Raw genomic sequence first — 22,687 nt, forward strand, 5'->3', positions numbered from 1 at the left:
GAGTGCTACCTGCTTTCCGGGGCGGGGGTGGACGTGGCGGTGGACTCGGTGAGCGTGGGCGAGGGCGTGGTGAAGGGGTGCTCGGCGAGGTAGGCGGCGTAGTCGCCGTATTCGCCGGCGTGGAGGCGGGCAGTGAAGTCGGCGTGGGCGCGGGTCATTTCGGCCTCACGGTTCGGTTTGACCCAGCCTTCGGGGATAGCGGGGGTGGGGTCGCCTGCGCGGGCTGCCTTGGCCCAGGCTTTGACGAAGGCGGTCTCTTCGGGGGTCTGACGGATGCCGACGTTGTGCGTTGCCGCGCCGATCTTGTGGCCGTCGGGGGCGAAGAACATCTCCCACTCGTACTTGCGGAGTACGGCGAACTGGGAGCGGTACATGGCGCAGAGTTGCTCGGCCGTTAGGCCGAGCATGACGGCAACCAGGGCGTCGAGCTCGACCAACGCCATGCGGCGGTCGAGCTCCGTGCGGAGCGGCGTAGCCATCGACCAGGTGCGCTCAACTGTCTGGATCGGTAGATGGGTGGGTTCCTGGGTCGTCCAGCGGTCAGTGAGCCAGGCCCGTTCAAATAGCTCCTCCCAGAGAGGGGCGTAGTCGCGGGTGAGGCAGTTCAGACGAAGAGTGCGAAGCAAGAGCGGAGTGATAAGGGGGTGCTCAAGCGGGGCAGGGAACTGGGAAATCAATGAGATCTGAATGTCGGCCTTGCCGGATACCTTAACCATGCAGTCAAGCGGCAACGATGCCCAGAGTCCTGCGACAGAGGCTGTCAAACGCGGCGTTCCCAGGGCTAGCGCTTGAACTGTATGCACATGAGTTGGGCCAGGTGGGAGAAGTGCTGCTTGGAGTGACCTTTCCGTATTCGAGGTGACCATCTTGCGCCAGATAAGACGAAAGTAATTCGAAGGCAGGCGCCCATCGCGCAACCGCTGAATGTCGGTAAATTTTTCACGCGAGCAAACGCGTGAATAATTGGTGCGAGGGAGGATTATTTCTGAGAGGTCGGGCAAGTCCCACTCTGAGTAGTCCTTGTTTGACTTGCAGTTCATGTTTGGTTGTTTTGCGTATGGCGTAGCCACGGAGAAGTGAGGGCCCTGAAGAATTACATCTTCACTAGAGAGAGGGGTCGCGGTCCTCATTTCAATGTTGCCCGCTCTCTCTTCTTTCTCGCTTTCCAGTCCACGAGTTGACCAAGGCCTAAAGCTCCCGAGGCGTAGCGGGTACTGCGAGAGAATCCGCAGCGACTCGTTATCTCCAAGTGTGACCGGGCGCAGTGTGCGCGCATGGGATGCCGGCGTCCCGGGGGGATCAATGAGCTGGGCCCAGTCCGCAAGAACCTCCTCGGTGACCCTAACAATCCGGTCGCTATGGGGCCGCATGTCCCAGCCACCCTCGGCGAACTGGATGCCCGGCAGCTCGCCCTCGTAGCGTTGCTCGAATGAGCGGTCCACGGTTGATGGATGGACCACGCGCGCAATTTGCAAGAAGTCAACCTGGCGAGCCTGACCGTAAATACTCACTCCGAAATTCTTATTATTGTCGATGTCCTCAAACAGGAGAATGTTGTTCCCGAACTGGAAGTGACGTCGGAGCCTTGAGTATGTCGCGGAGCGGAAATGGCCACCCTTGGGCACGGTGAAGTGGTTTTCTTCATGAATGAGGGCAGAAATACCTCCCCTGCCCAGGCATCTCCAAGTGTGCTCCATGAAGTTGATATAGAGGTTTGTCTGCATTCCGGCCAGTTCTGGATGGTCGATGGCGGATCCCAGGTGGGCGCTCACTCCTGCCCAAGAGCTCAAATCTGCAAAATATCCACGAAGGGCCTTATCTTCCAGAAATACTTGAGCCCGGCGACCCTTCTTTATGGCTTCTGCTGAGGTCTCCGTCAAGCCGAACCATGCATCGTATTCGGCCACTGACAGATCGTCATCCCAAAGGAGCTTGACCCATGGAGGGTTCCCTACCTGGAGATCAAATCCCCCTTGCTCGAAGACATGGGTGAACTCCAACTCCCAGTGGAAGAACCCCTCGCGACGCGAGATGGCATCTACCTCACTCAGCCACGGGAACCGCACCATCACCGACGGCAAGTCGACGCACTGGCTCATCACCCGGTCGAACTCGTCGTCCATCGCTAGCTTCTCGAACTCGCCGGTGTCGGCGAACAGCCCGAACTCGTCATCCAGCCCGGCCGCGCCGCCACCGACCCGGCCGGAGGGCCTCGCCTTCGCCTTGGCGGCCGGAACACCCAGCACTGCTTCGCAGAAGGACAGCCACTCCTCCATGCTTGGCGGTGCAGGGGTGTTGACCTGCCCAATCGGCCAGAACCACAGGGAGCACCAAGCATCCATGACCAGCTTCAGTCGACCGCGCGGTGAGCCCGGCTCGTTCAGTGCGCTCTCGATTTGCTCGCGGGTCACTTCTCCTGACGCCTTTTCCAGCGGCTGGTTGGGGTCGACCTCCCATACGTCGATCTGGCGCCGTACCTCCCGCTCGCTCACGATCAAGCGGCGTCGGGTCAGCTCCCACAACCGCTCAACTCGGGTCGCCAGCGCAAGCAGCCGCTTACCTTGCGCTACCGACGGCGTCGCCATGACAGCGGTTCGCCACTTCGCCAGTGCGTCGCGCTCGTCCTTTGCCAGCTCCTTAGCCTGCTTGGCATCAGCGACCGCACCCCAACCCTTTGCCGGGAGCAGGAAGTGGTGGATCTCCTTGCCCGCCTGGAACTGGCCTTCATCGGCTCCCGCCCGCAGCGGCCGGTCCGTCGGGGCCGTTGTCAGCCATGCCTTCCGTTTCAGTGCCTCCGCCGCATATACCGCCCGGCGGGCGCCGATCAGTGAGTTGCCGCGCCGCAGGTGCAAGCCGAACCAGGGAGCCTTCAGCCCCTCGTGCATCGAGTTGAGCCACAACGAGACCTCTGCCAGCTCGACAGCCGTCTGGTTCAGGTCAACGCCGTAGCAGTTGTGCAGGGCGAGGTACGCCTTGACCTTCTGCAGCTCCGCCTCGTACCGGTCCGGAGGCAGTTGTTCACCACCCAGCTCCGCCATCCTGCGCTTCAGGTACTCCGCAGCCAGCTGGTTGATGGCCTCATTGAGGAACGCGCCCGAGCCCAGGGCGGGCTCACACACCGTCAGGTCAAGGATCGCCCGCGCAGGCGTCGTCTCACCGTCCTGGTCCAGCAGTTCCGCCAGCGCGTGCTTGACCGTGCTGCGGGTCAGCACCTCCGGCGTGTAGTAGGACGCCGACCGCTGCCGCTCCCGCCCCGACAGGCGGTACACGAAGCTGCCCTTCTTGTGCAGGACGCGCTTCTTTGCGCCCGTCAGCTCGTCCGTCCGTTTGACGAAGACGTCCTCGTCGTAGTTGTCGGCGTCCTTCAACGGCACGACCCAGGTTCCGCTCAGCCCATCCGAATCCGGCTTGGCAACCTCGTACAGGTCATCCCAAGCGAAGAAACCTGTGTAGGACATCAGGCCTTCGTACACCGCGCCCAGCTGGTTGATGCCCAGCTGCGCGTACGAGATGAAGCCCTTGCCCGTGCCTCCCCCAGCCTTGCCGCGCCCGCTGCGGCGCCCCTGGGTGAGCATGAGCAGGTTGAGCACCCGCCACAGCACCTTGTTCCGCAACCGCGTGTCGATGCGCTCGCCCTCGACCGACACCGAGCCGATCAGCGGGGTCGCGTCGGCCTTGAACAGGTCGCTGCGCAGGGCCTCGAAGCGCAGGCCGTCCGCGTCAAGGACGGTCACTCCGTCCTCGGTCGGCGCCGCGTCCGCGCCCAGAGGGCGGTGGCCCTGGTCGACCAGCCGGAAGAGTAGATTCAGTGAATCGGCGAAGTGCGTGCCGTCCTGAGCCTCCTCCGGAAGATCGTAGGAGACCAGTTCGCCGAGCCGGGCCAGGCCGTAGCCGTCCTGGTAGGCGTCGTCCTTGCTGGGCAGGATGCCGAGTTCGGGCCGGGCCTCCGCGTACAGCAGGAACAGGATCCGGTACAGGTACCGCAGCGACTCCCGGGTGAGCCGACTCGCGAGGTCGGCAGCGTCGCCCAGCTCCGCCGGATCGGCGCCGCCCTCCTTGAGCCGGTCCAGGATCTCCTGGGCGATGAGCTCGACCGACTGCCGCAGCCCTTCCCGCAGCTCCTTCGAGACGCCCACCGCGTGCTTGCGGCCCTTGTCGACCAGCCCGTCCAGGTACCCGGCGACACCCCCCTCCGTCAGCAGCGACTCCGCGCCGAACAGCGCGGCCACCGCTTCCAGTTCCTCGCCGTCCGCGCTGAGGTTGCGGTCCAGGGCCTCGTCGACGCTCACTGCGAGGAACCGGCCCTCGTGCCAGGCAGTGCGGTCGGCGAGAAGTACCACGCCACCCGCGAGCAGCAGGACGTAGCGCGGGGCGTAACCGTCTTCGCAGCCGAAGAGGAAGGCGACGGCGTCGGCCGCGCCCGTGATGAGTTGCTTGCCGTCGAGCTGGATCGGGTCGAGGAGCTGCGCGCCGCCGTCCTCGACGTCCGCGACGACGAGTTCGCCGTCCACCTCCCAGGTGACGTCCAGGGCGACGAGTTCCAGGCCGCCGGGGCCCGTGACGGCAAGCGCAACCGGCACTGACCGTTCCTTGTCGCCCTGCATCACGCCGAAGTCGCCACGGCGGAGTCGGGTGTGGGTGGAACCCGCGGGCTCCGGAGCGGCGGGCTCAGCGTCCTCGCCCTCGGGCTCCGGTTCGACATACGCCAGCGCCGCCAACAAGCGGTCGTTGAGCTCCCGTACCTCGGGACCGTCGAAGGCCTTGTTCTCGGTGATGCGGACCTTGGCCTTGAAGTACTCCCGCCGCAGGCCCTTCACGCCCGATCGGGTCGACGGAGCGCCCGCCCGGTCGGCGGAGGTCCAGCGCTTGCGCAGCTCGGTGAGGTCCTTGGCGAACAGCTCGGCGAGGTAATGGGCGGAGATGTACTCACCGCGGTTGGTGATCGCTTCGAATGCCACGGTGTCACGCGCCCCTCTGCTGCTGAATCGCGTTGCCGCCGGCGGGCGCGGGTGGCGCCAGGACTCCGATCACCCGCACCATCGCCTCGCCCTGTGTGGCCAGCTGCTCGATGAGCTGCTCGACCTCCACCGCGGTCTTCTGCACGCGCGTCTCCTCGTGCTTCCGCCGCATGCCGCTGAAGCTCAGTTGCTCGAACGTCGACAGGCTGGCCTTCCGCCAAGCTTCCAACCGCTTTTCATACTCGACGAGTTGCTCCACCAGCGGGGTTTCCTGCTCGTCGCGCAGCCCGCCGATGTGCTCGCGGCTCGCCCGAACCGCCGCCGGGACCAGTGCCTGGAGGGCAATCCTGTCCCCGGTGAAGGGGCGGTTGAGCATTCCCGGCTTGACCCCGGCTCGCTCAAGTACGCCCACCAAATCGTCGTCGAAGGTGGGTGTGCCGCTCGCCAAGCCCGTCACGCACGTCCAGGCCAGGACGGTCGGGTGGCCCTTGGCGTTGGAGTACATGCCCTGGGTGAGGAACAGCGGTTCGGCGACGTCCGCCGTGATGATCGGGGCGGTGTTGCGGGTGAGTCTGACGAGAACCTTGTCGGTGAGCCACTCCACCACCGGGTGCTGGTCCGTGAGGTAGCTGACGTCGGGCCAGCCGGAGGTCTCGGTGCGCTGCTGCTTGGTGATCGCGCCCTTGGCACGGTTGCCGCTGCGCTCACGGGCGCGGTCCAGCCGGTCCTGGCCGAACTGCTTGTCGAAGGTGACCCGGAGCTGGTCCAGGACCTGACGCTCGTCCAGGTACGACTTGGGGAGGACCAGCAGACGGCGCTGGAGTTCCCGGTCCGGGGTGAAGACCATCATCTTGGGGTGGTCGTCGTCCCAGTGCTTGCCGATGCGCTGCTCCGGGTTGTCGTAGACCTCCTCCAGGGCCTCTTCGACGAACGCGCCGGTGGAGGCGAACAGTTGCGGCACCCGGTAGCCAGGCGAGTCGCCGTCCGGGGTGTGGTCGGCGAGGAACGCCTCGAAGGGGTCCAGCGGGACCGACGGAACGGCGGCGTCGAACGGTTCCTCGTTCGCCAGGAGCCGTTCCATGATGGCGTTCGTCTCGGCGTCCTCATCGCGCAGACCGAGGATGGAGGCGGCCTCGCCGAGGGTGCGGTGGACCTCGTCCTCACGCTTGAGCAGGCGCTCGGACACCGCTCGGTCGGCCGAGGGGTGGTCGGGGTCCTCGTCGACGGTGAGCAGCAACAGCGCGCGGATCTCAGGGCAGTGCTGTTGGCCGTAGCGGTCGATACGGCCGTTGCGCTGCTCGATGGTGATCAGCGACCAGGGCAGGTCGTAGTGGATCATCTGGTGGCACTGGCGGTGCAGGTTGACGCCCTCGGCGGCGATGTCGCCGGTGAGCAGGACCCGTAGATCGCTGCTCGCCAGGCCGAAGTCCTTGACGGTGCGCTGCTGTTCATCGTCGGAGAGGCCGCCGTGGAGTTGGCGGACAGCGCCGCTGGTCTTTCCCCGGCTGGGGGCAAAACCGAGGGCCGACGGCAGGGTGTCCTGCAGTATCTGGAGGGTGGCGCGGCGCTCGGAGAAGATCACGACGCGGGTGTCGGACCCGGGGCCTACCTTGATCTCCTTCTTGAGGACCTTCACCAGCTGCCGGAACTTGGCGGCGTCCTCGATGTCTATGGCTTCGGCGATGGTGCCGAGGTTGACCAGCGCGTCGCGTTCGGCCTGGCGTTCTTGCGGGTTGGTGCTCCGGTCGATGCTGTCGATCCTGTTGTCGACCGTTTCGACGAGCGCGGAGTGGGAGGAGAGAAAGGACTTCAGCAGGGTGTAGGGGAAGAGCCGGGCGCCCTTGCCGGAGACAGGGGCCGTGCGGCCGTCCTTCGGGTTGATCCAGACGTCGTACAGCTCGTCGAAGACCCGCTGCTCGGCCCGGGTCGCCGTGCAGTCGATGGCGACGGGCGGCTTGCGGGTGGCCCACATGTGGCCGATCTCGGCCGAGACGTCGGGGGACATCTTGTGGCGCCGGATGTAGAGGTGCTCGAGCTGCGTCTCGTCGTAGTCGCTGGTGTTGGGGATCGCCGTCGGGTCGAGCAGGCTCAGCAGCTCGCCGAAGGACTCCCGCTGGCCGTTGTGCGGTGTGGCGCTGGCCAGGATCAGGGCGTCGGTTTTCGGCGCGAGGAGCTGCGCGAGGCGGTTGTTCTTCGTCCCGGTGTTGATCAGCTTGTGTGACTCGTCGATGACGACGGCGTCCCAGGTGACCTGCATGAGATGGCTGCGCCAGCGGTCGGACCGCAGGGTGTCGATCGAGATGATCGCCCGCTTGTAGTAGGAGAAAGGGTTGCGGCCGGCGGGGATGTCGTTCTTGATCCGCTCGATGCCGGCCGAGTCCAGCCGCACCACCGGGATCGCGAAGCGCGTCCACAGCTCGTGCTGGAATTGTTCCAGGATGTGCTTCGGCGTCACCACCAGGATGCGCTCACCGCGTCCGCGCCTGATCAGTTCGGACAGCAGCAGCCCGACCTCAAGCGTCTTGCCGAGGCCGACCGCGTCCGCGATCAGCAGTCGGGGGCGCAGGGCGCGCAGGGCGGCCTTGGCGGGTTCGCGCTGGTAGGCGAGGTCGTCGACGAGGTGGGTGCCCACGGTGGCGAGGCGCTGTTCGGAGAGAGGCAGCGGAGTCTTGCGGATCAACGCGTCGATGAACAGGCGTGAACGGCGGCACTCGGGGGAGTCGTCGGGGACGAGCTCGGTGTCCTCGGGACGCAGCGGGGTCACCTGGTCGAGGCTTTCGTGCGCGAAGAAGACCGCCCGCTGGTCGCGGACCAGGGGCGAGATGCCCCGTACGTCCAGGCGGGTGCCGTCCTTGCCTGTCTCGGCGGCCTCCACGACCAGCCAGTCCTCGTCGCGGGCGCGGACCTGCATCCCGGCGGCGAACCGGACGCCACCGGACGCATCGCCCGGGACGTTGCCTGACGCACTGTCGGCGACGGTGGTCATCGGCGGGTCTCCTTCGATTGCTGCTCTGCGGCTGTGCCGTTCAAGCACTGTGCGGTTGTGGTCTGTGCGCGGGTTTGACGGGGTCAGCCGCCGTAGTCGCCGCGGCGGTCCTCGATACGGCTGCGCCATCGTGCGGCCCAGCGGTCCGGCCTGGCATCCGGCCGGGGCCCGGGGTCGAGCGGCTCCGCGGGCCTGGGGAACGGCGCGGCCTCGGGCACTAGCTCGGGGGCGATGTCCGCAACGCCGCCCGGCTCGGTGTCCACCGCGGCATCGGGATCCGCTACGGCATCCGGTGCCTCGACCGATGTGGCCTGCCGCTCCAGCACCGCCGCGAGGAACGCCTCCGGCAGCGGCGGGTACGCCTGCGCCTCCGTCGGCACGCCGAAGTCGAGCAGGCGTCCCATCGCCTCCTCCAGCACGTTCTGTGCCGTCGGCCGGTCCTCGGCGTCGAAGGCCAGAGTGTGGGTGACCAGGTCGAGCAGCGCGGGCGGGAGGCCGGTCAGGTCGGGCTGGATGTCTAGCGTCCGCTGTGCCGGCATCTGCGTGTAGAAGGGGACGTGGCCGGTCGCCGCGTGCGCCAGCGTCGCGCCGAGGCTGTAGACGTCCGACGCCTCGCTGGCCTTCCGGGAGTCCGCCGCCTGTTCCGGTGCCATGTAGGAGAGGGTGCCGAGGGCCGCGCTCGCCGTGGTCAGGCCGGTGCCGCCGCTGACGTGGGAGATTCCGAAATCTATGACCCGGACGCCGTCCGTTGCGACCAGGACGTTGCCGGGCTTGAGGTCCCGGTGCAGTAAACGGACTGAGTGGATGTGCATCAGGGCGTCCGCGAGACCCGCTGCCAGCCACCACGCACCCAGCTCGCTGACCGGGCCGTGGTGCTCCACCAGCTCCAGCAGCGAGGGTGCGTTGATGTACTGGGTCGCGATCCACGGCGCCGGCGCTTGCGGGTCGGCGTCCACCAGAGCGGCGGTGTGGAAGCCGCCGACGCGGCGGATCGCCTCCAGTTCCAGGGCGAAGCGCTTGCGGAAGTACTCGTCCTCCGCGAGCTGCGGTCTGACAACCTTCACCGCGACCGGGCGGGTCGAACGGTAGCCCAGGTACACGACACCCATCGCGCCCTGCCCCAGTCGGCCGACCAGTCGGAAGTTCCCGACCGTCGTCGGGTCGCCCGCTCTGAGCGGCTGTAGCACCTTTGCCCCCGTACTGTCCTGATCTGGCTGGACGAGAGCGAGGCTATCAGCGGGTCGGCTCACTGGTCCTGCGCCTCCTGGGACTCGCTCTTCCCCGACGAGGCACTGGTGGCCGACGGCGGCAGCAAGGCGCCCTTGGTCAGCCCGTCGTGCGCGAGCGCGCCGACCCGGTCGCCGATGGCGGCGGCCTCGCGCAGCAGCTCCTCGAAGGCGGCCAGGCGCCGGAAGGCCTCGCCGTACTCCCGCTGGCGCCCGATGTCCATCTGCGGAACCTGCGCACCCGAGGCGTTCAGGCGGAGGGTGCCACTGGCGGTGGTGCTGCGGCGGGCGTTGGCGGCGCTGCGCAGAAAACCGCGCAGGTAGTCGGTGTCGAGCTGGCCGGTCCGGGAGGTCGGCTCGGTGCCGTCCAGGTCGACCAGACCGCCCCGGACGAGATCGCCGAGTCCCATCGGCGCGGCCTCGATGCGGCCGGGGCCGGCAGGGAGCTCGGGGAGCAGGTCGAGCAGGTCCCTGGCGAGGCTGCGGATGCGGTCGCGCTGGGCAGCGTACTCGACGGGGTAGTCGCCGTGATGGGGGGTGACGTAGCGGCCGGGGCTCAGGTCGACGTCGTCGTCCAGGATGTCGACGGGCGGAACGTCCGCGATCTGCTCCGGCGGCGGCGCGCAGTCCTTCATGCCGATGCCGTCCGGGTCGGCGGTGCTCAGGTCGATCATGCGGATGTGCGCCGGGGCGGGGTCGCTCTGGTCCGGTCGCCGCAGGATCCACAGGTGCACAGGCTGCGAGTGGCTGGACATCAAACCGGGCGGCAGGGCCACCACGGAGGCCAGCAGTCCTCGGCGGACCAGGTCGGCCCGGATCCGGCGACCGGCCTTGCGGTAGGCGACGGACGAGGGCAGCACCAGCAGCGCGCGGCCGCCGGGGGCGGTGTGGGCGTAGCAGTGCTGGACCCAGGCGAGTTCGCTCTCCGAGCGCGGGGGTACGCCCAGCTCCCAGCGGGGGTCGAGCAGCAGGTCGTCCCGCCCCCAGTCGGCCACGCCCACCGGGGGATCACAGACGACCAGATCGGCGCGGAGGTCGGGGAAGGCGTCTTTGCGCAGCGAGTCTCCGCAGGCCACGGTGGCCGCCCTGCCGTCGAGACGGGCTCGGAACTCGGCAATGGCGGCGGTCGCCGGATTGAGTTCCTGGCCGTACCGGTGGGCACCCGGGACGGCGGTGAGCAGCAGTGTCCCGATGCCGCACGCCGGGTCGTAGACCGTGCCGATGGTGCGGTCCGATGCTCCGGCTGCATCGTCGGCCGGCCCGGCGAACGCCGCGACGATCCGCTCCAGCGCGATGGTGGTCATCGGCTCACCGCCGCTGCGGGTGGTGGAGGCGATACAGCGCTCGACAAGGTCGGCGTAGAGGGCGTGTGCGCCACGCTCTGCGGACAAGGCGGCGAGGGCAGCCGCGGCGGGCTCGGCCAGCGGCTGCTCGACGGCGGTTCCGAGCAACTGCGCGCCGACCGCGCGGAGTGCGGTGAGCAGGTCGTCACCGTACTGAGCGCGCAGTTCGTGCCACAGGTCGACCTCAGCCGAGACTTCCCGGCCCTTGCCCTGTCGGTCCAACCACTGCTGGACTTCCGTGAGCGCGAAGAGGGGGCTGGTCGCGGTGCCGGCGGCGGGGCGTGGGAAGTCGGGGTGGCGGCGGCGCCAGTTGGAGACGGCGGCACGGGTCACCCCGGCGAGGCGGGCGATCTCGGCAGCCGTGACGACCGCCGCGGGGGCGGATTCGTCGGGGGCCATGACGAAATCGTACACATCCCAAAGGAAATAGACAAGATGCCTGCGTTAACACTGCTAACAGTGCGGTGATATTCCTGCCCATTTCGGAAACCAAGCAGCAAGGAACCGCACCTCAAGGGGACAAACGGTCAGCCGGCGAGTGAGAAGGTCAACCCTCGTTGCTGTGGGACGCGGCGAAGCCGATGAAGGCCGCCCATGCGGTACGGTCCATGGTGAGTGCGAGGCTGGGGGCCAACCTTGAGTCTCGGACGTGGACGGTCCGTTGCGAAGCCGCCACCTCCACGCACTGCCCCCCCTCCGCGCCGCTGTAACTGCTCTTGAACCACCACAGATCCTGAGCGACGGCAGTGATCCTTCGGGTGTGCACAGCTGCCCCAGCGACTTCTCGATGTGGGCCAGCGACTCGCACGGGGTGAGGTCCTGCGCACGGATGATCCCATAGCGTGCGGCGAGTGCGCGGACCCGTCCTGCTCCGCCATGCCCGCCACCTCCGGCAACCTGTCCGGGCTTCTCCGGACGCATGGTCCCGCGCTCCGACGCTCGGAACTCCCCCTGCTCCCGGCGCATGTCCCCGTAGAGGTCGGTGATCCGGGAGCGCGCCTCACCGGTAGCCGGTTCTCTGGTACTACGAACGCATGCGGATCGAACGGTTCATAGGCATCGACCTCGCCTGGGCGCAGAGCGGAGCCCGCACCAAGCCCAATGAAACAGGCGTGGCCGCCATCGACGGACACGGCGTCGTGATCGAATGCGGCTGGACCCGCGGCCTCGATGAGACGATGTCGTGGCTGGCCAGGACAGCCGTCGATGGATCGACCCTGGCATTCGTCGACGCACCGCTGGTCGTCGACAACCCAGCCGGCCAGCGGGCCTGTGAGCGGGAGGTCGGTCGGCGGTACGGCCGTTGGAAGGTGAGCGCGAACAGTACCAATCAGAGCTCTCCCCGACAGGCCGGAGTGCTGCTGCGGGAACGACTGGAGGAGTCGGGCTGGTCCTACGATGATGGCAGGGGCGGGCCGCCGACCGGCGGCCCGGTCTTCTCCGAGTGCTATCCGTACACGACCCTGGTCGGGGCCGCCGAACTTGGGTACGACCAGGAACGCCCCACGTACAAGCGCCGACCGGCACGAGTTCCGACGGCACAGTGGCGGGCGGTACGGGGGGCGGAGTGCGACAGGCTGATCGGGCACATGGCAGGTCTGGCCAGCGCCGATCCGCCCCTCCTGCTCTCCTCCCACCCGGTCTCCCGCCAACTGCTCTCCGAGCCCTCACCTCAGAAGACGGCTGACTACAAGCACCGAGAGGACCTCATCGACGCACTGCTCTGTGCGTGGACGGCCGCACTGTGGTACCGGCACGGACTGGCGCGCTGCCAAGTGCTCGGAGCGGACAGCTCCCTGCCTCCGGGACAGGCTCCCACCATCATCGCGCCTGCCCGTCTTGAGCAGCGGCGTGACGGTGAGACGAGGCGAAGCGAGGGAACTCAGCCGCTCAGCGGGCTGTCGCCGGTGGCGTCAGGGCGCTGATCGCTATTTTCCCCGTCACGTGTCGAGTGTGAACAGGCGACTGACCAACTCCGGGTAGGTGAGACCTGCTTCGGCGAGAATCTTCCTGAGAGCTTCCGGCGGGCCCTTCTGCAGCGGGGCTGGGGAACCGACGCGACCGGGTACCGCGGAAAGGTCGCCGCCGCTGAACCGTGATTCCGGCGTGGCAGGGATTCGTACCTGGGAGGTGCGCCAGACGCGTGCCGGGGGATTGAGCAGGACCAGGTAGGGGTCTGCCCACGCCATGAAGGCCCAGCGGTTTTTGCTGCGGGCTCGTACAAGCACGCCGTCGGCGTGGTGCCGCCCGAGTCGTTCGGCGGCCTTGGCCACAACCGGAAGCGGATTGCCGAAGGAGCCCGTGATCTCCCAGAGCCCGTCCTCGCGCACTACCGACCAGCCGGCTGCGGTGAGCCCCTCGATCGCCTCCGCGTAGGGGTCGTCTTCCTGCGCCAGAGCGATGAGTCTGTCCACCTCGCTCCAGGGCGCGACGCGGGCGAGCGCCCGTTCCGGCGGGATCATCAGGTCCTCCGCTTCGGCGGGCTCGGCGCGCGCGATCATCGCCTTGCTGCCGTGCCAGGCACGGGCGGCGAGTACGTCGTGTTCACAGCCGCCGGAGAGCGTGGCGTCCTGGACGAGCAGTGTCATCACCACGGCCGCCACAGCGTCCAGCCGTCGCCGGGTCTCGGGCGGAGCATCGTGGTCCGCCTCGCCCGCCAGATCTTCGGAACGGAGTGCTTCGAGGAGGCGGCTGAGTCCGCCGCGCCAGCTCTGGTCCTGCTCGTCCCAGACTCCGGCGGCCAGGAGCTGGACGTACAGGTTGGCCACGAGCAGCCGTACCGGAACCGGTGCTGCGGCTGAACCGTCAGGCCCCGTGAGCGCCGCGACCCAACGCTGGACCCAGGCGCGACAACGGGCACGCTGCTCCGGCGCGACGTACGGGACGAGCGGCTCGCTCGTGGTGGTCAGATCCACCTCCTCCGCCTCGTCCTCGTTCTTCATCGTCCTCCTCCCGCACGCCAAGGATGACGGCCGACACCATCCACCGCGACGATGGTGCCTGCGGCAGGTCCAGCGGCAAGGTGCCGAACGCCAGATCTGTCAACGGCGCCCCGATCATCAGGCGGCAGTCGGCGAGGTAGGCGTCCCAGCGGTCAACGCCGCTCGATGTCACCGAGCCCGTTGTCGTGTCTCCCGCCGGGCTCATCCGGAGAGCGGACGTTCCAGCGGTGAGCTCGCGCAGGCGCAGCAGATCGGTTTCGAAACGGCGTGCGGCACGCTCGTCGGCGAACAGGGTCTGCGCCGTGTAGTCGTATCTCAGTCGGGGACCGCTGTCGGCGCTGTGGCGCCGTGCGCAGTGCACGGGGCTGTAGACGAAGACGACGGCGGATTCGGCGGTGGTGCCGTCAGGACGGGCGCACGTGGCGCGAACCGCCGCACCAGGAACCTCGGGCAGCGGGAAGGAACAGGCCGACGCCCCCGCCGGAATGGTTCCGGTCTGCGCCCAGGAACCCGGTGAACCGTCCGGAGACGTGCTGATCCCCACGGGCACGGGCTGGGGGTGCGCCAGAGAGACATGCAGGCCTTCGCTGTCCGTCTTTGCGCCCAGCAGGACGAGCGTGTGACCGGTGGACAGGAAGGGCCGGACGGTGCGGCCCGTCAGGCTCGCGAGTTGGGTGATGCGCCCCTGTTCGGGAAGCAGCGGCGCGGTGTCGGCGGCGAGTACGGCGAGCTCGCAGTTGCCGCCGCCCCGGGTGCTGGTGCACAGCGCGGCGCGGGTGAGATTCGGGCTCCCGGTGAGAGCGTATCGGCGGCCGCCGACCTGCCACTCGACGAGTTTGCCGTGCCGCATCCGAGTCTCCTCGAGAAAACGGATCTGCGCGTCGAATCCGCCGAGTGCCCTCTTGATCGCTCCGGCGTCGTAGCTGGACCAGCGAGGCTGGAGCCCGAGGACGGTGCGGCGGGGTGTCAGACGGCCGACCAGCCCGCTGAGGGCATGACCGGCCTCGTCGACGAACGGGGCGTACGCGTGCAGTTCGTCGACAGGACCGAGCGGCAGTTGGTCCAGCAGACTCTCCTGGAGGTTGTGCAGAAGCCGGGCACCTGAAGCCGGTCCGGCCGGGGCGTTGACATGCCGTTCGGTCAGAAGAGCAGCCAGTTCCGCCAGATGAATCGCCGACCAAGGGGCCAGTCCCACGGCGGAGGGCAGTGCGTCCAACCAGTCAGCGAGGTCGGCCAGGAGCGCGTGGGAGTCGTCGTCCTCGGTCTCCACCACCGTCCACAGTTCGTCGTTGGCGCCCCAGCCGGACAGCGTCGGGTTCCCCGAACCCACTGCGAGCCGGCAGGCGTGTTCCCCGATCAGAAGGACGACCTTGGGGTGGAACGCACGCCGGCAGGAGGCCAGGCCGTGCAGATAACTGCGTCCGGCCATACGCACATCGACAGGGTCGTACAGCCCTTGGGCCGCATCACCGATCACCGCGGTGCGGGCACCCAGACCACGGGCGACGGGTATGGCGACCTTCTCCAGGAAGGGAAGATCCACTGTGAAACCCAGGAAGAGTGCTTCGTGCAGCGCGTGCTGATCGCTGCGTTCGCTCCACTCCCTCAGTAGCGTGACGGGGGATGCGAACCGGGTGTGCTGTGCCGCGCTCATGGGTTTGTCTCCAGGATTCGCCGTCCCTGCGCGGTGACGGTGTGGCAGTTGTCGCGGACGGCGAAAAGCCCCAGCTGCTCTGCCAGAGAGCCCAGTTGGGGGATGCGGGTGCCGATGTCGGAGTCTCCTTCGTCACCGGTCTTGAAATAACGCTCGTTGCGAAGGTGCAGACGGGAGAAGATCTTCAACCCGCCGGTCGCGGGGTCGGTGCGCAGCTTCGCGAGGGCGACTCTGCGGGACTGGGCGAGCATGTCGTCCACCAGCCGGGCGGCCAGGTCGCGGACCGGCCGGTCGGCGTAGTCGTTGATGAGGCCGTCGACCCACGTCGGGTCGAGGAACTCTGCCCAGCGCCGCTGTCGGCCCAGGAAGACGGCCCGTACGTCGTCTGGCAGATGACCCTCTCGGGAGCGCAGCGCACCCACCACCAGGAGCAGCACGTAGGTCATCGGGGCATCGGCGCCCTGCGTCAGGAGTTGCCGTTCGACAGGCAACAACTGACCTGCCGCGTTCTTGAGCGGAGGCAGGTCGTCCAGGACGCGCCGTACATTCGCATCCGGGGCCTGTTGCGCCAGCCAGTCGCGTAGTTCCTCGGCCGACCGGTCGGCCTCGCCATCCTTGGAGCCGACACCGGCCACCAGTGCCGCCCACAGCCGACGCCAGGCGCCGACGGAGTAATGGCGCAGCAGCACTCCCCGCCAACCGGCCGTCTGGGGAATCGCCGCCAGAACGGAATCCGTTGTCGCCTCGTCACCGAAGGCCACCGCGGAGCGCAGCGTCTCCTGATACCCGCCGCCCTCATGACCGTGAAGATCGATCGCCCGGCCGAGGATACGGAGGGTCGCGTGCCGAGTGCGGTCGGACGCCTCCCAGTCCCCCTGCACGTGGGTTCCTCCACCGCGAGTTGCGGTCAACACGTCCGTCAGCCATTCCCGCTCGGGCGGACACGGGACACCAAGAGCCGCCTGCCCCGCTGTCTCCAGGCCGGCGAAGGACACGACATCCCGCTCCGCGAGAGACAGCAGAGGGGCGAAGAGCTCCTTGACCGCGGGAGGGCACGGGTGCCGGCCAGGTCTGAGCACTCCGTCCCGGACGTCCACGGTGCCGAGCACCGTGGCAGGTCCGCCGTACTGGTCCCAAAAGCCCCAGCGGCGCGGAGAGTATGACTGGCTCAGCTGCTCCTCGTCGGCGGCTCGCGTGAGTTCCAGTTCCTCTGTGCAGAAACGCCGCACCCGATCGACCCCGTGGGCAAGCCACGCCGGATCTGCCTCTGTGTGGTGCTGGAGCGCCGCCAGCAGGACCTCGCTGCGGCGGACCGCCCGGCGGCACGCGCTGATGTCCCACGCGTTCCGTTCCGCGTGCGCCGCGATCGCCGCATACAGCGAGTGGTAACGGATGTAGCGGGTCACCGTGGACACTCCAGGAACCAACCGGTCCACCGCCCGCATCACCGGGCCTTCCACCGCCAAGGGGTAGCGCCCGGACCGCACGCCCAATCCCTCGAGTGCCCATGCCGGCCCACGGACATCCGCTGTCACTTGCCACCCTTTGTCGGCTGCCGGAGCGCTGCATCGGCAGAAAATATCTGACCCTGCTTCAGGATAAGTGTTGATTTCGGACGAGAGGCCAGTACGGTCGACTGGACTCTGGAAAGTTGCCAGGACGCGCCCGATCCACCCTCAAGGCCGCCCTGCTTTCGGTAACTCCCCGGTTGAGTGGGGTGCTGGGCAGGCACCGAGGTACCAACCCATGGGGAACGATGACGGACAGCACATCAATGGACTCCGCCATGCCCTCCGTAGCAGGGCGGCTGCAAGTTCCCAAGCTCGACGCCAAGAAACTGCGTCGCGAACAGCCCGACACCGAGGCTGCCCTCAGGCGCCGGTAACCGAGGTCAGAAGGCTCGCAACCTCTCGATGTGATGTCTCTGATGTGCTTCGTCCTGTTCGATGTGCACACTGACAAGTAATCTTTGGCCGTCCAGCTTGTAGTAGATGCGGCCAAATCGCTCGCTTCCCGTGAGGCCCGTCGCCAATTGCGTCACCTCAAACCAGCCACGCATTCCTGAAAGTTCCTTCCCGATAGGGCGCCCAGAGTCGATCTCAGCAAGTGCTTTCATCGTGGAAGCTGGCGAATCGAGGTTGGCGATCACATCGACTGCATCGAGAACGAACTTGAGGCGGTTGAACACCTGAGGCAGGAACTCAATGACACCCCCTCGCCGGGGCCGTTGCGCGATCGCGGCACGAAGTCGCTCAGTCTCCAGCGCCTGAAGTTCCGCCACTCTCCCAAGGAGAGCGTCTACCTGCGCCGCCAGGTCGTCAGCGCGCGCTCCGAATTCTGCGGCTTCCGAGTCGGCCGCTCGCACACGCTCCAGCAGGAGGGAGTTCTCGGCAAGAGCGAGTTCTCGCAGTTCCTCGGCGTCCGCGAGGCTTTTCATCAGTCCCGCCGTGTCAGCCATACCTCCCAGGCCCTCTCGGAGCACAGCGAGTTGCTCTTGCTGATCTGAATGATGGCGTTCTGCGAGGGCAACCGATTCTCGGTATCGATGCTCGCTCGCTTCGGCATTGGCGAGATCATGACGGAGCTGCGCGAGCTCACGTTCATCCGCCTCGCCCTTGCGTGTCGCGACATAGAGCTGGTTGAGCAGTTCCTCGATCCGCGCCTCGGCATCAGCGAGTCGAGCGGTAGTAGGGTCCGCGACTGGCACCGCCGACGTGAGAGACGACGGCGGTGTGATGACAGCCCCGACGAGCGCAAGTGCTTCGGCCTGACTGCCCTTGAACCGAAGGCGCGCGAACCAGTCGTAGAAATTGCCGTCATCTGCTGGACGATGGCTGACGTCCCAGCGCTGGACGTTGAGATCTGCGTGCTCAAGCGCTGACACCAAGCTGCTGGCAATGCGCTCGGACGCGTTGAAGACGACGTAATGCCCGTACCGGTTGGTTTCGAGGTGCCACTCGACGTCGAAACCGCCGGTCGCCTCGAGCGATTCACCGGCAATGGGAGCGTACGGAACCTCTGCTCCGGCGAACAGAAAACGATCGCAGTCCGCGAGTTCCCAGCTCGATCCGCCCAGGTCGACGACATCGCCCTGCCGGAGTGGGTAGACGGAGCCCGCATACGCGACGCCCGCATATCCATCGGGAGTCAGACGAATCGGACGGCGGACTCCAGACTCGACTTCCTTTCCATGGTCAAGCACTCGCACGAGTGCCTTGGCGCTCGCCATGTCACGCCGATCCGCATCGACACTCCGGGTGCCCCCACTGGCGCTTGCAGACGGAGCACAGCTGGTAGTACAGATGTTCCCGCACCTGAGTTTCTGTCGCTCCGTCACGCACGTGCCGGGCGAAGGCTCCTGAATTATGCAGATACAGTACGTCGCCGGGAACGGTCGTCTGGTCCTTGTCCCCCGTCACATTTGCACGGACGACCAGTCCCGCCTGTGGCACGGCTATGGACTCCTCAGGCGCTTTTGGGCCCGCGGTAGCGCCTCCGGGCATAGCGGAAGCCGGGAGGCCAAGACCGAACTCGAGGTCGTAGTACGACACCTTGACTCGATCGTGCTTCTGGCTTGATGACGCCTCGACCGACAACACCAAGTCATCGTCGAGAATGACCTCCAGCTCTAGGCGCTCGTGCAGTGGCGGCGCGGTCTCGTCGACGCCGAGTGTGATCATTCCCAGCGACGTTCGCCGCTCACTCGCCTGCGGATGTGATGACAACGCGGTCGGAGTAGCGATCGGAAATTTCGCCTTCCCATCCGTCGGATCCGCGCAGTACAGGTGCAGGGTTTCATGCTTGCCCTCTCCGCCGAGAGGCATTTCAGTGCCCGCAGCGAGGAGCGGCATCAACGACCCACGGGCGAGCTCGAGTTCGATGGGCTTTGCCAGTCGGAGCCTCTGCCTGTCATGCGCAATCCACGCGGCTCCTTGTGAGATCAACGTGGCACTGTTCGTCGGCACCTCAACTCGATCCGGGCCAAACAACTCGTGCAGCCGGCTCCGAATCGCGGGCATGGCCGCCATGCCACCGACCACTACGACCAGCGAGACCTGCCCGGGCGCCATCGACAAGCTGCCGAGCAGCGACTCGATCTCATCAATACCTGCCGTCACGAGCGGCCGCGTGATCTCCTCCAGCTCCTGACGAGTGAGCCGGTACTGCAACGTGGCACCTGACTGGAAGTAACTTGGCCGGTAGAACGTCACGTCAACACGGTCAGCCGAGAGCTCGATCTTGTTGCGCTCCGCGTCCTGGAGGAGCCGGAGCTCAGCCTCAGGGATCGCAAGGTCGTCGTCAGTGGCACTTCCGCGAGCCCGAGCGCGCTTCACGACCTCGTCGCGAATTACCTTGTCGAACTCGTCGCCGCCGACCTGAGCCGAGCCACCGTTACGAAGTTGTCGAACCTGGTCTTCGTCGACTCGGCAGAGAGTCAGATCCAGCGTTCCGCCGCCCCAGTCGACAACCAGGACGTTTCGTCGTGCAAGCCGCCGCGCCATCTCTTCTGGGTCGGTTGCTCCCCGGATGAATCCATACAGGGCGGCGAGCGGCTCGTGGACGAACTGGGCTACACGCATTCCGGCCCCGGCGAACGCCTCTCGCAGCGCCGCGCGGCGGTGCCCATCCATGGTCACGGGGATCGTGACCACAGCGTTGTCGAGGTCACCGAGCACGTTCCGCTGCGGACTGCGCAGGGACTCCGATCGGACGTGCTGGACGACGTCCGCAACGATGTCCACCGGGCTCCGGTCGACGCCTCCGACGGCGATTGCCTCCTCGCCGAGGAGGAACTTCGGCGATTTCACCGTGTTGCCGTGAACCCCGATCCCCGCGGCACCCAACGCGTCCTTGGCGTCTCGGCCGACGACTACCTGTTCGCCTTCGTACCGGACGATTGAGGGATGCGGCCGGCCGGTCTCGACGTCCATCACGTCGATCACGCGGTCACCAACTACCACCGAAACCAGGCTGTTGGTCGTTCCGAAGTCAAACCCGACGATCACGCGAAGCCTCCGGACGCGTCCTTCAGCTGCTCGACCTCACGCGTGAGGGCAAGCAGGGAACGGTCGAGAAACTCCTCCGCGACGTTGGGCGCACCGTTCCGGAGTGCGTGCAGACCATCGGTAAGCAGATCGATCTCACCCCCGAGACGCCGGATGATGCGCGTTCGCAGCGTTTCGTAGTCGTCCGCCATATGGCTCTTGTCGACCACTCTGTTGTCGCGCTCAGCCGCGAGCTCCTTCTGTAGTCGCACCACGTCGGCAGAAAACGCGTCGGCGCGAGTCATCGCAGATCGCTCACGCTCCTCGACGGACGAAAGCTCATCGAGGAGCCGAGTCTCGCGATTCCCAGCAGCGTCGGCCTCACGCTCGAGTTGTGTGACCTGCCGTTCCAAGCGGGCGATCCGGGCCAGGTAGTTCGCGCCGACGATCCCGAGCACGTCGAGATCGCTGCTTGCCCCGATCTCGCTGGCGGCTCGCTCCAGCCCTGCTGCCTTTGGGGCCTCGTACCTCCAGACAGAGTCGTACGACGCATCGATGAACTGATCCAAGGTCCACTCACGTTGGAGCGTGCGAAGGAGTCCATAGCATGCGATCGCATTCTTGACCAGGCGCTGGCGGTCTGCGGCCTTGAACTGTTTCGGGGTAAGTCCAAGCTCGTCGGCACTGACTCGCCATGCCTCATTACGCAGGTGTCCGGTCGGGAGCTGCGGATCCTTGCGGGGATCCATCAGTTGGTCCACCCAGACCCGGAATACCGGGCTGTGGCCCAGTGCGACCACCGCGAGTTCAACGAGCCGGTTCAACGCCCGCGCGAGGTCACCATCCTCGGCGCGCTTGAGCGGCACCCCCTGGCGCGCCGCATACTGAAGCAGTTTGAACGGGGTCGACAACGTTGGGTCTGTCGGCGCGCGAGAGCCGACCAGCACGCTCTGCGACACGATGCCCTCGTCGGTAATCGCCAGCTTCTTGAGGTCCTCCTTCGAGAACTCAAGCAGCCGAGCGCTCGACTCGTAGGCAAACGTCAGCAACTCTTCGATCGAGGTAATGATCGGCTTTGGTTTCGTCTTGGACTTGGTCCGATGTGGCCCCTCTGTCGCGACGGATGCCGTCGGCGCATTGTCAGTAGGCGCGGCCGAGGCGGTGCCATCGCCGGTAACGGTAGTCGGCGCGGGGTCGCTCGGCCCCGATTCCGCGCCGGGCTCTGGGATGGTCTCGTTGCTCAACGTCCTACCTCTTGTAATCGGGTCCGAAATCCTGCGTACCAGGCGCCGGTCTCCTTAGAGTGCCTGAGGGCCTCGCCGTGTCGTGATGCACCATCGATGTCTCCCGCAGCGAGCAACACCTCAGCCGCGATAAGTCGGACCTTGAATTGATCCTGGGGCCGGAGCTCGCCCAGCGAGGGCAGCAGCTGGGTAACCATGGATGACTGCGTCCCGTCCAAAGCCGTTGCACCGACGTCCAGGAGGTCCTCGCTAGCGGAGTCGCTCAAGGCCTGATCGAAGCTTCCGTGCGACCGGTCGGCCAGGCTTGTCGTGACGAATGCGCCGCATGTGAGGAGGGATCGGAACCGCGCGGCGACATCGGAGACGCGGTGGCTGTTGGTCTTGCGCACCGCAAGTTCGAACTGATTGTAGTGCAACGCGACCAAACCGCAGATCGCCTCCGCTGCGGGCCGGTCGAAGGTCGACAGTAGAGCGACAGCGCTGTTGTACCGCTGCTCGTAGAGCGGCGCGCCCGACGCATCTACCCGGCCGGCGTCCTCGACCACCTCACGCGCAAGCACGCCGTACAGGTATGTCGCCAGACCTTCGCGGTAGCGGCGGGCCGTCACCCCGCGGCCGGCACGCATGATGAAGGTGTCGATTGCGTTGCGACTCAACTCGCGACTGGAGATCAGCTTCTCCAAGGCCTGGTCAACGAGGCAGAGGTCATCTTCCTCTGCAAGGCAGAAATCGAACTCAAAGGTCCGCTTCAGTGGGCCGTTGGAAACAGCCACTGTATGGACGCCAACCTCCACCGATGCGAGGAAACTGGCGGCCTCCGACGGTGAGGTTTCGCGGCCGTTGACGGCGATGGATTCGACATCCGATGTCACCCAATCGGCGGAGTTACTCGAACTTGTGACCATCAAGCGCGTACGCCCGCACTCTCGTCCCCTGAACAGGAGAGTCGGCCGCTTGGTCGCATGACCGTCGAAGCGGTGCGCTCGGCGGGCGCGCTCGGACGAGAAGACGAGTCCAGCACACTCAGCACAGGGAAACCGAGGGGGCTTTGGCGGGGCTGACGGTCCGGCCGATTCGAATCCGGTCAGCTCATGAAACTCCATGTAGCCGGTGTGCCAGAACCCCACGTACCCCCCTGTCGCTTGCTGCCCCGCGTCCCCCTACACCTTCGGAAGGCTAGTCGGAGCGCACGGACTTTGTGAGGTCGCGGGTTGAGTGAGATCGACCTGTGATGGGCTGTCATGTCGCGTTCGTGTGGGCGCAGATGCCGGTGCGAGGACCGCTTCGGTGATCATGCCTGAAGCTGTCATGTCATTTGAGACATTTGCCCTGTGGAGTCTGTTTTCTGG

Annotated in this window: 12 protein-coding genes; 1 reads left to right on the forward strand and 11 read right to left on the reverse strand. The window is 66.5% G+C overall.

Annotated elements, in window-relative coordinates; genetic code table 11:
- Positions 1–5: 5 nt before the first annotated feature.
- The 5 genes from ACZ4EF_RS10740 to ACZ4EF_RS10760 all read right to left on the reverse strand — a co-directional run bounded on the left by ACZ4EF_RS10740 (position 6) and on the right by ACZ4EF_RS10760 (position 11,321).
- Positions 6–4,958, reverse strand: coding sequence for an Eco57I restriction-modification methylase domain-containing protein (locus ACZ4EF_RS10740; protein WP_467503895.1), 4,953 nt, complete (start codon positions 4,956–4,958; stop codon positions 6–8).
- A 4-nt stretch (positions 4,959–4,962) separates the two neighbouring features.
- Positions 4,963–7,944 (reverse strand): helicase-related protein, encoded by a 2,982-nt coding sequence (locus ACZ4EF_RS10745; RefSeq protein ID WP_467503897.1) that lies wholly within the window; start codon positions 7,942–7,944, stop codon positions 4,963–4,965.
- 83 nt (positions 7,945–8,027) lie between these two features.
- Positions 8,028–9,131 (reverse strand): serine/threonine-protein kinase, encoded by a 1,104-nt coding sequence (locus tag ACZ4EF_RS10750; RefSeq protein ID WP_467503899.1) that lies wholly within the window; start codon positions 9,129–9,131, stop codon positions 8,028–8,030.
- 59 nt (positions 9,132–9,190) lie between these two features.
- The gene (locus ACZ4EF_RS10755) at positions 9,191–10,912 is read right to left on the reverse strand and encodes an N-6 DNA methylase (protein WP_467503901.1); all 1,722 of its coding nucleotides are present in this window, start codon (positions 10,910–10,912) and stop codon (positions 9,191–9,193) included.
- A gap of 148 nt (positions 10,913–11,060) precedes the next feature.
- Complete coding sequence (locus ACZ4EF_RS10760; protein WP_467503903.1) at positions 11,061–11,321, reverse strand: DUF397 domain-containing protein; 261 nt, start codon at positions 11,319–11,321, stop codon at positions 11,061–11,063.
- A 226-nt stretch (positions 11,322–11,547) separates the two neighbouring features.
- On the opposite strand from ACZ4EF_RS10760, the gene ACZ4EF_RS10765 reads away from it, so the two are divergent.
- A complete protein-coding gene (locus ACZ4EF_RS10765; protein ID WP_467503905.1) occupies positions 11,548–12,438 on the forward strand; it encodes a DUF429 domain-containing protein in 891 nt (296 codons plus the stop codon).
- An 880-nt stretch (positions 12,439–13,318) separates the two neighbouring features.
- Here ACZ4EF_RS10765 and ACZ4EF_RS10770 read toward each other — a convergent pair.
- The 6 genes from ACZ4EF_RS10770 to ACZ4EF_RS10795 all read right to left on the reverse strand — a co-directional run bounded on the left by ACZ4EF_RS10770 (position 13,319) and on the right by ACZ4EF_RS10795 (position 22,210).
- Complete coding sequence (locus ACZ4EF_RS10770; protein ID WP_467503907.1) at positions 13,319–15,109, reverse strand: phospholipase D-like domain-containing protein; 1,791 nt, start codon at positions 15,107–15,109, stop codon at positions 13,319–13,321.
- Positions 15,106–16,515: a hypothetical protein gene (locus tag ACZ4EF_RS10775; RefSeq protein WP_467503909.1), complete on the reverse strand. Its 1,410-nt coding sequence runs from the start codon at positions 16,513–16,515 to the stop codon at positions 15,106–15,108. Before ACZ4EF_RS10775 ends, ACZ4EF_RS10770 begins: the two co-directional genes overlap by 4 nt.
- Positions 16,516–17,000: 485 nt before the next feature.
- On the reverse strand, positions 17,001–18,338 hold the full coding sequence (locus ACZ4EF_RS10780) for a hypothetical protein (protein ID WP_467503911.1): 1,338 nt from the start codon (positions 18,336–18,338) through the stop codon (positions 17,001–17,003).
- A gap of 1 nt (position 18,339) precedes the next feature.
- Positions 18,340–20,115 (reverse strand): Hsp70 family protein, encoded by a 1,776-nt coding sequence (locus ACZ4EF_RS10785; RefSeq protein ID WP_467503912.1) that lies wholly within the window; start codon positions 20,113–20,115, stop codon positions 18,340–18,342.
- Positions 20,112–21,338, reverse strand: coding sequence for a hypothetical protein (locus ACZ4EF_RS10790; protein WP_467503913.1), 1,227 nt, complete (start codon positions 21,336–21,338; stop codon positions 20,112–20,114). The genes ACZ4EF_RS10785 and ACZ4EF_RS10790 overlap by 4 nt, the downstream gene beginning before the upstream one ends.
- On the reverse strand, positions 21,335–22,210 hold the full coding sequence (locus ACZ4EF_RS10795) for a hypothetical protein (protein ID WP_467503915.1): 876 nt from the start codon (positions 22,208–22,210) through the stop codon (positions 21,335–21,337). The genes ACZ4EF_RS10790 and ACZ4EF_RS10795 overlap by 4 nt, the downstream gene beginning before the upstream one ends.
- Between the last annotated feature and the right edge of the window lie 477 nt (positions 22,211–22,687).

The sequence above is a fragment of the Streptomyces sp. NPDC025721 genome, from assembly GCF_055558595.1.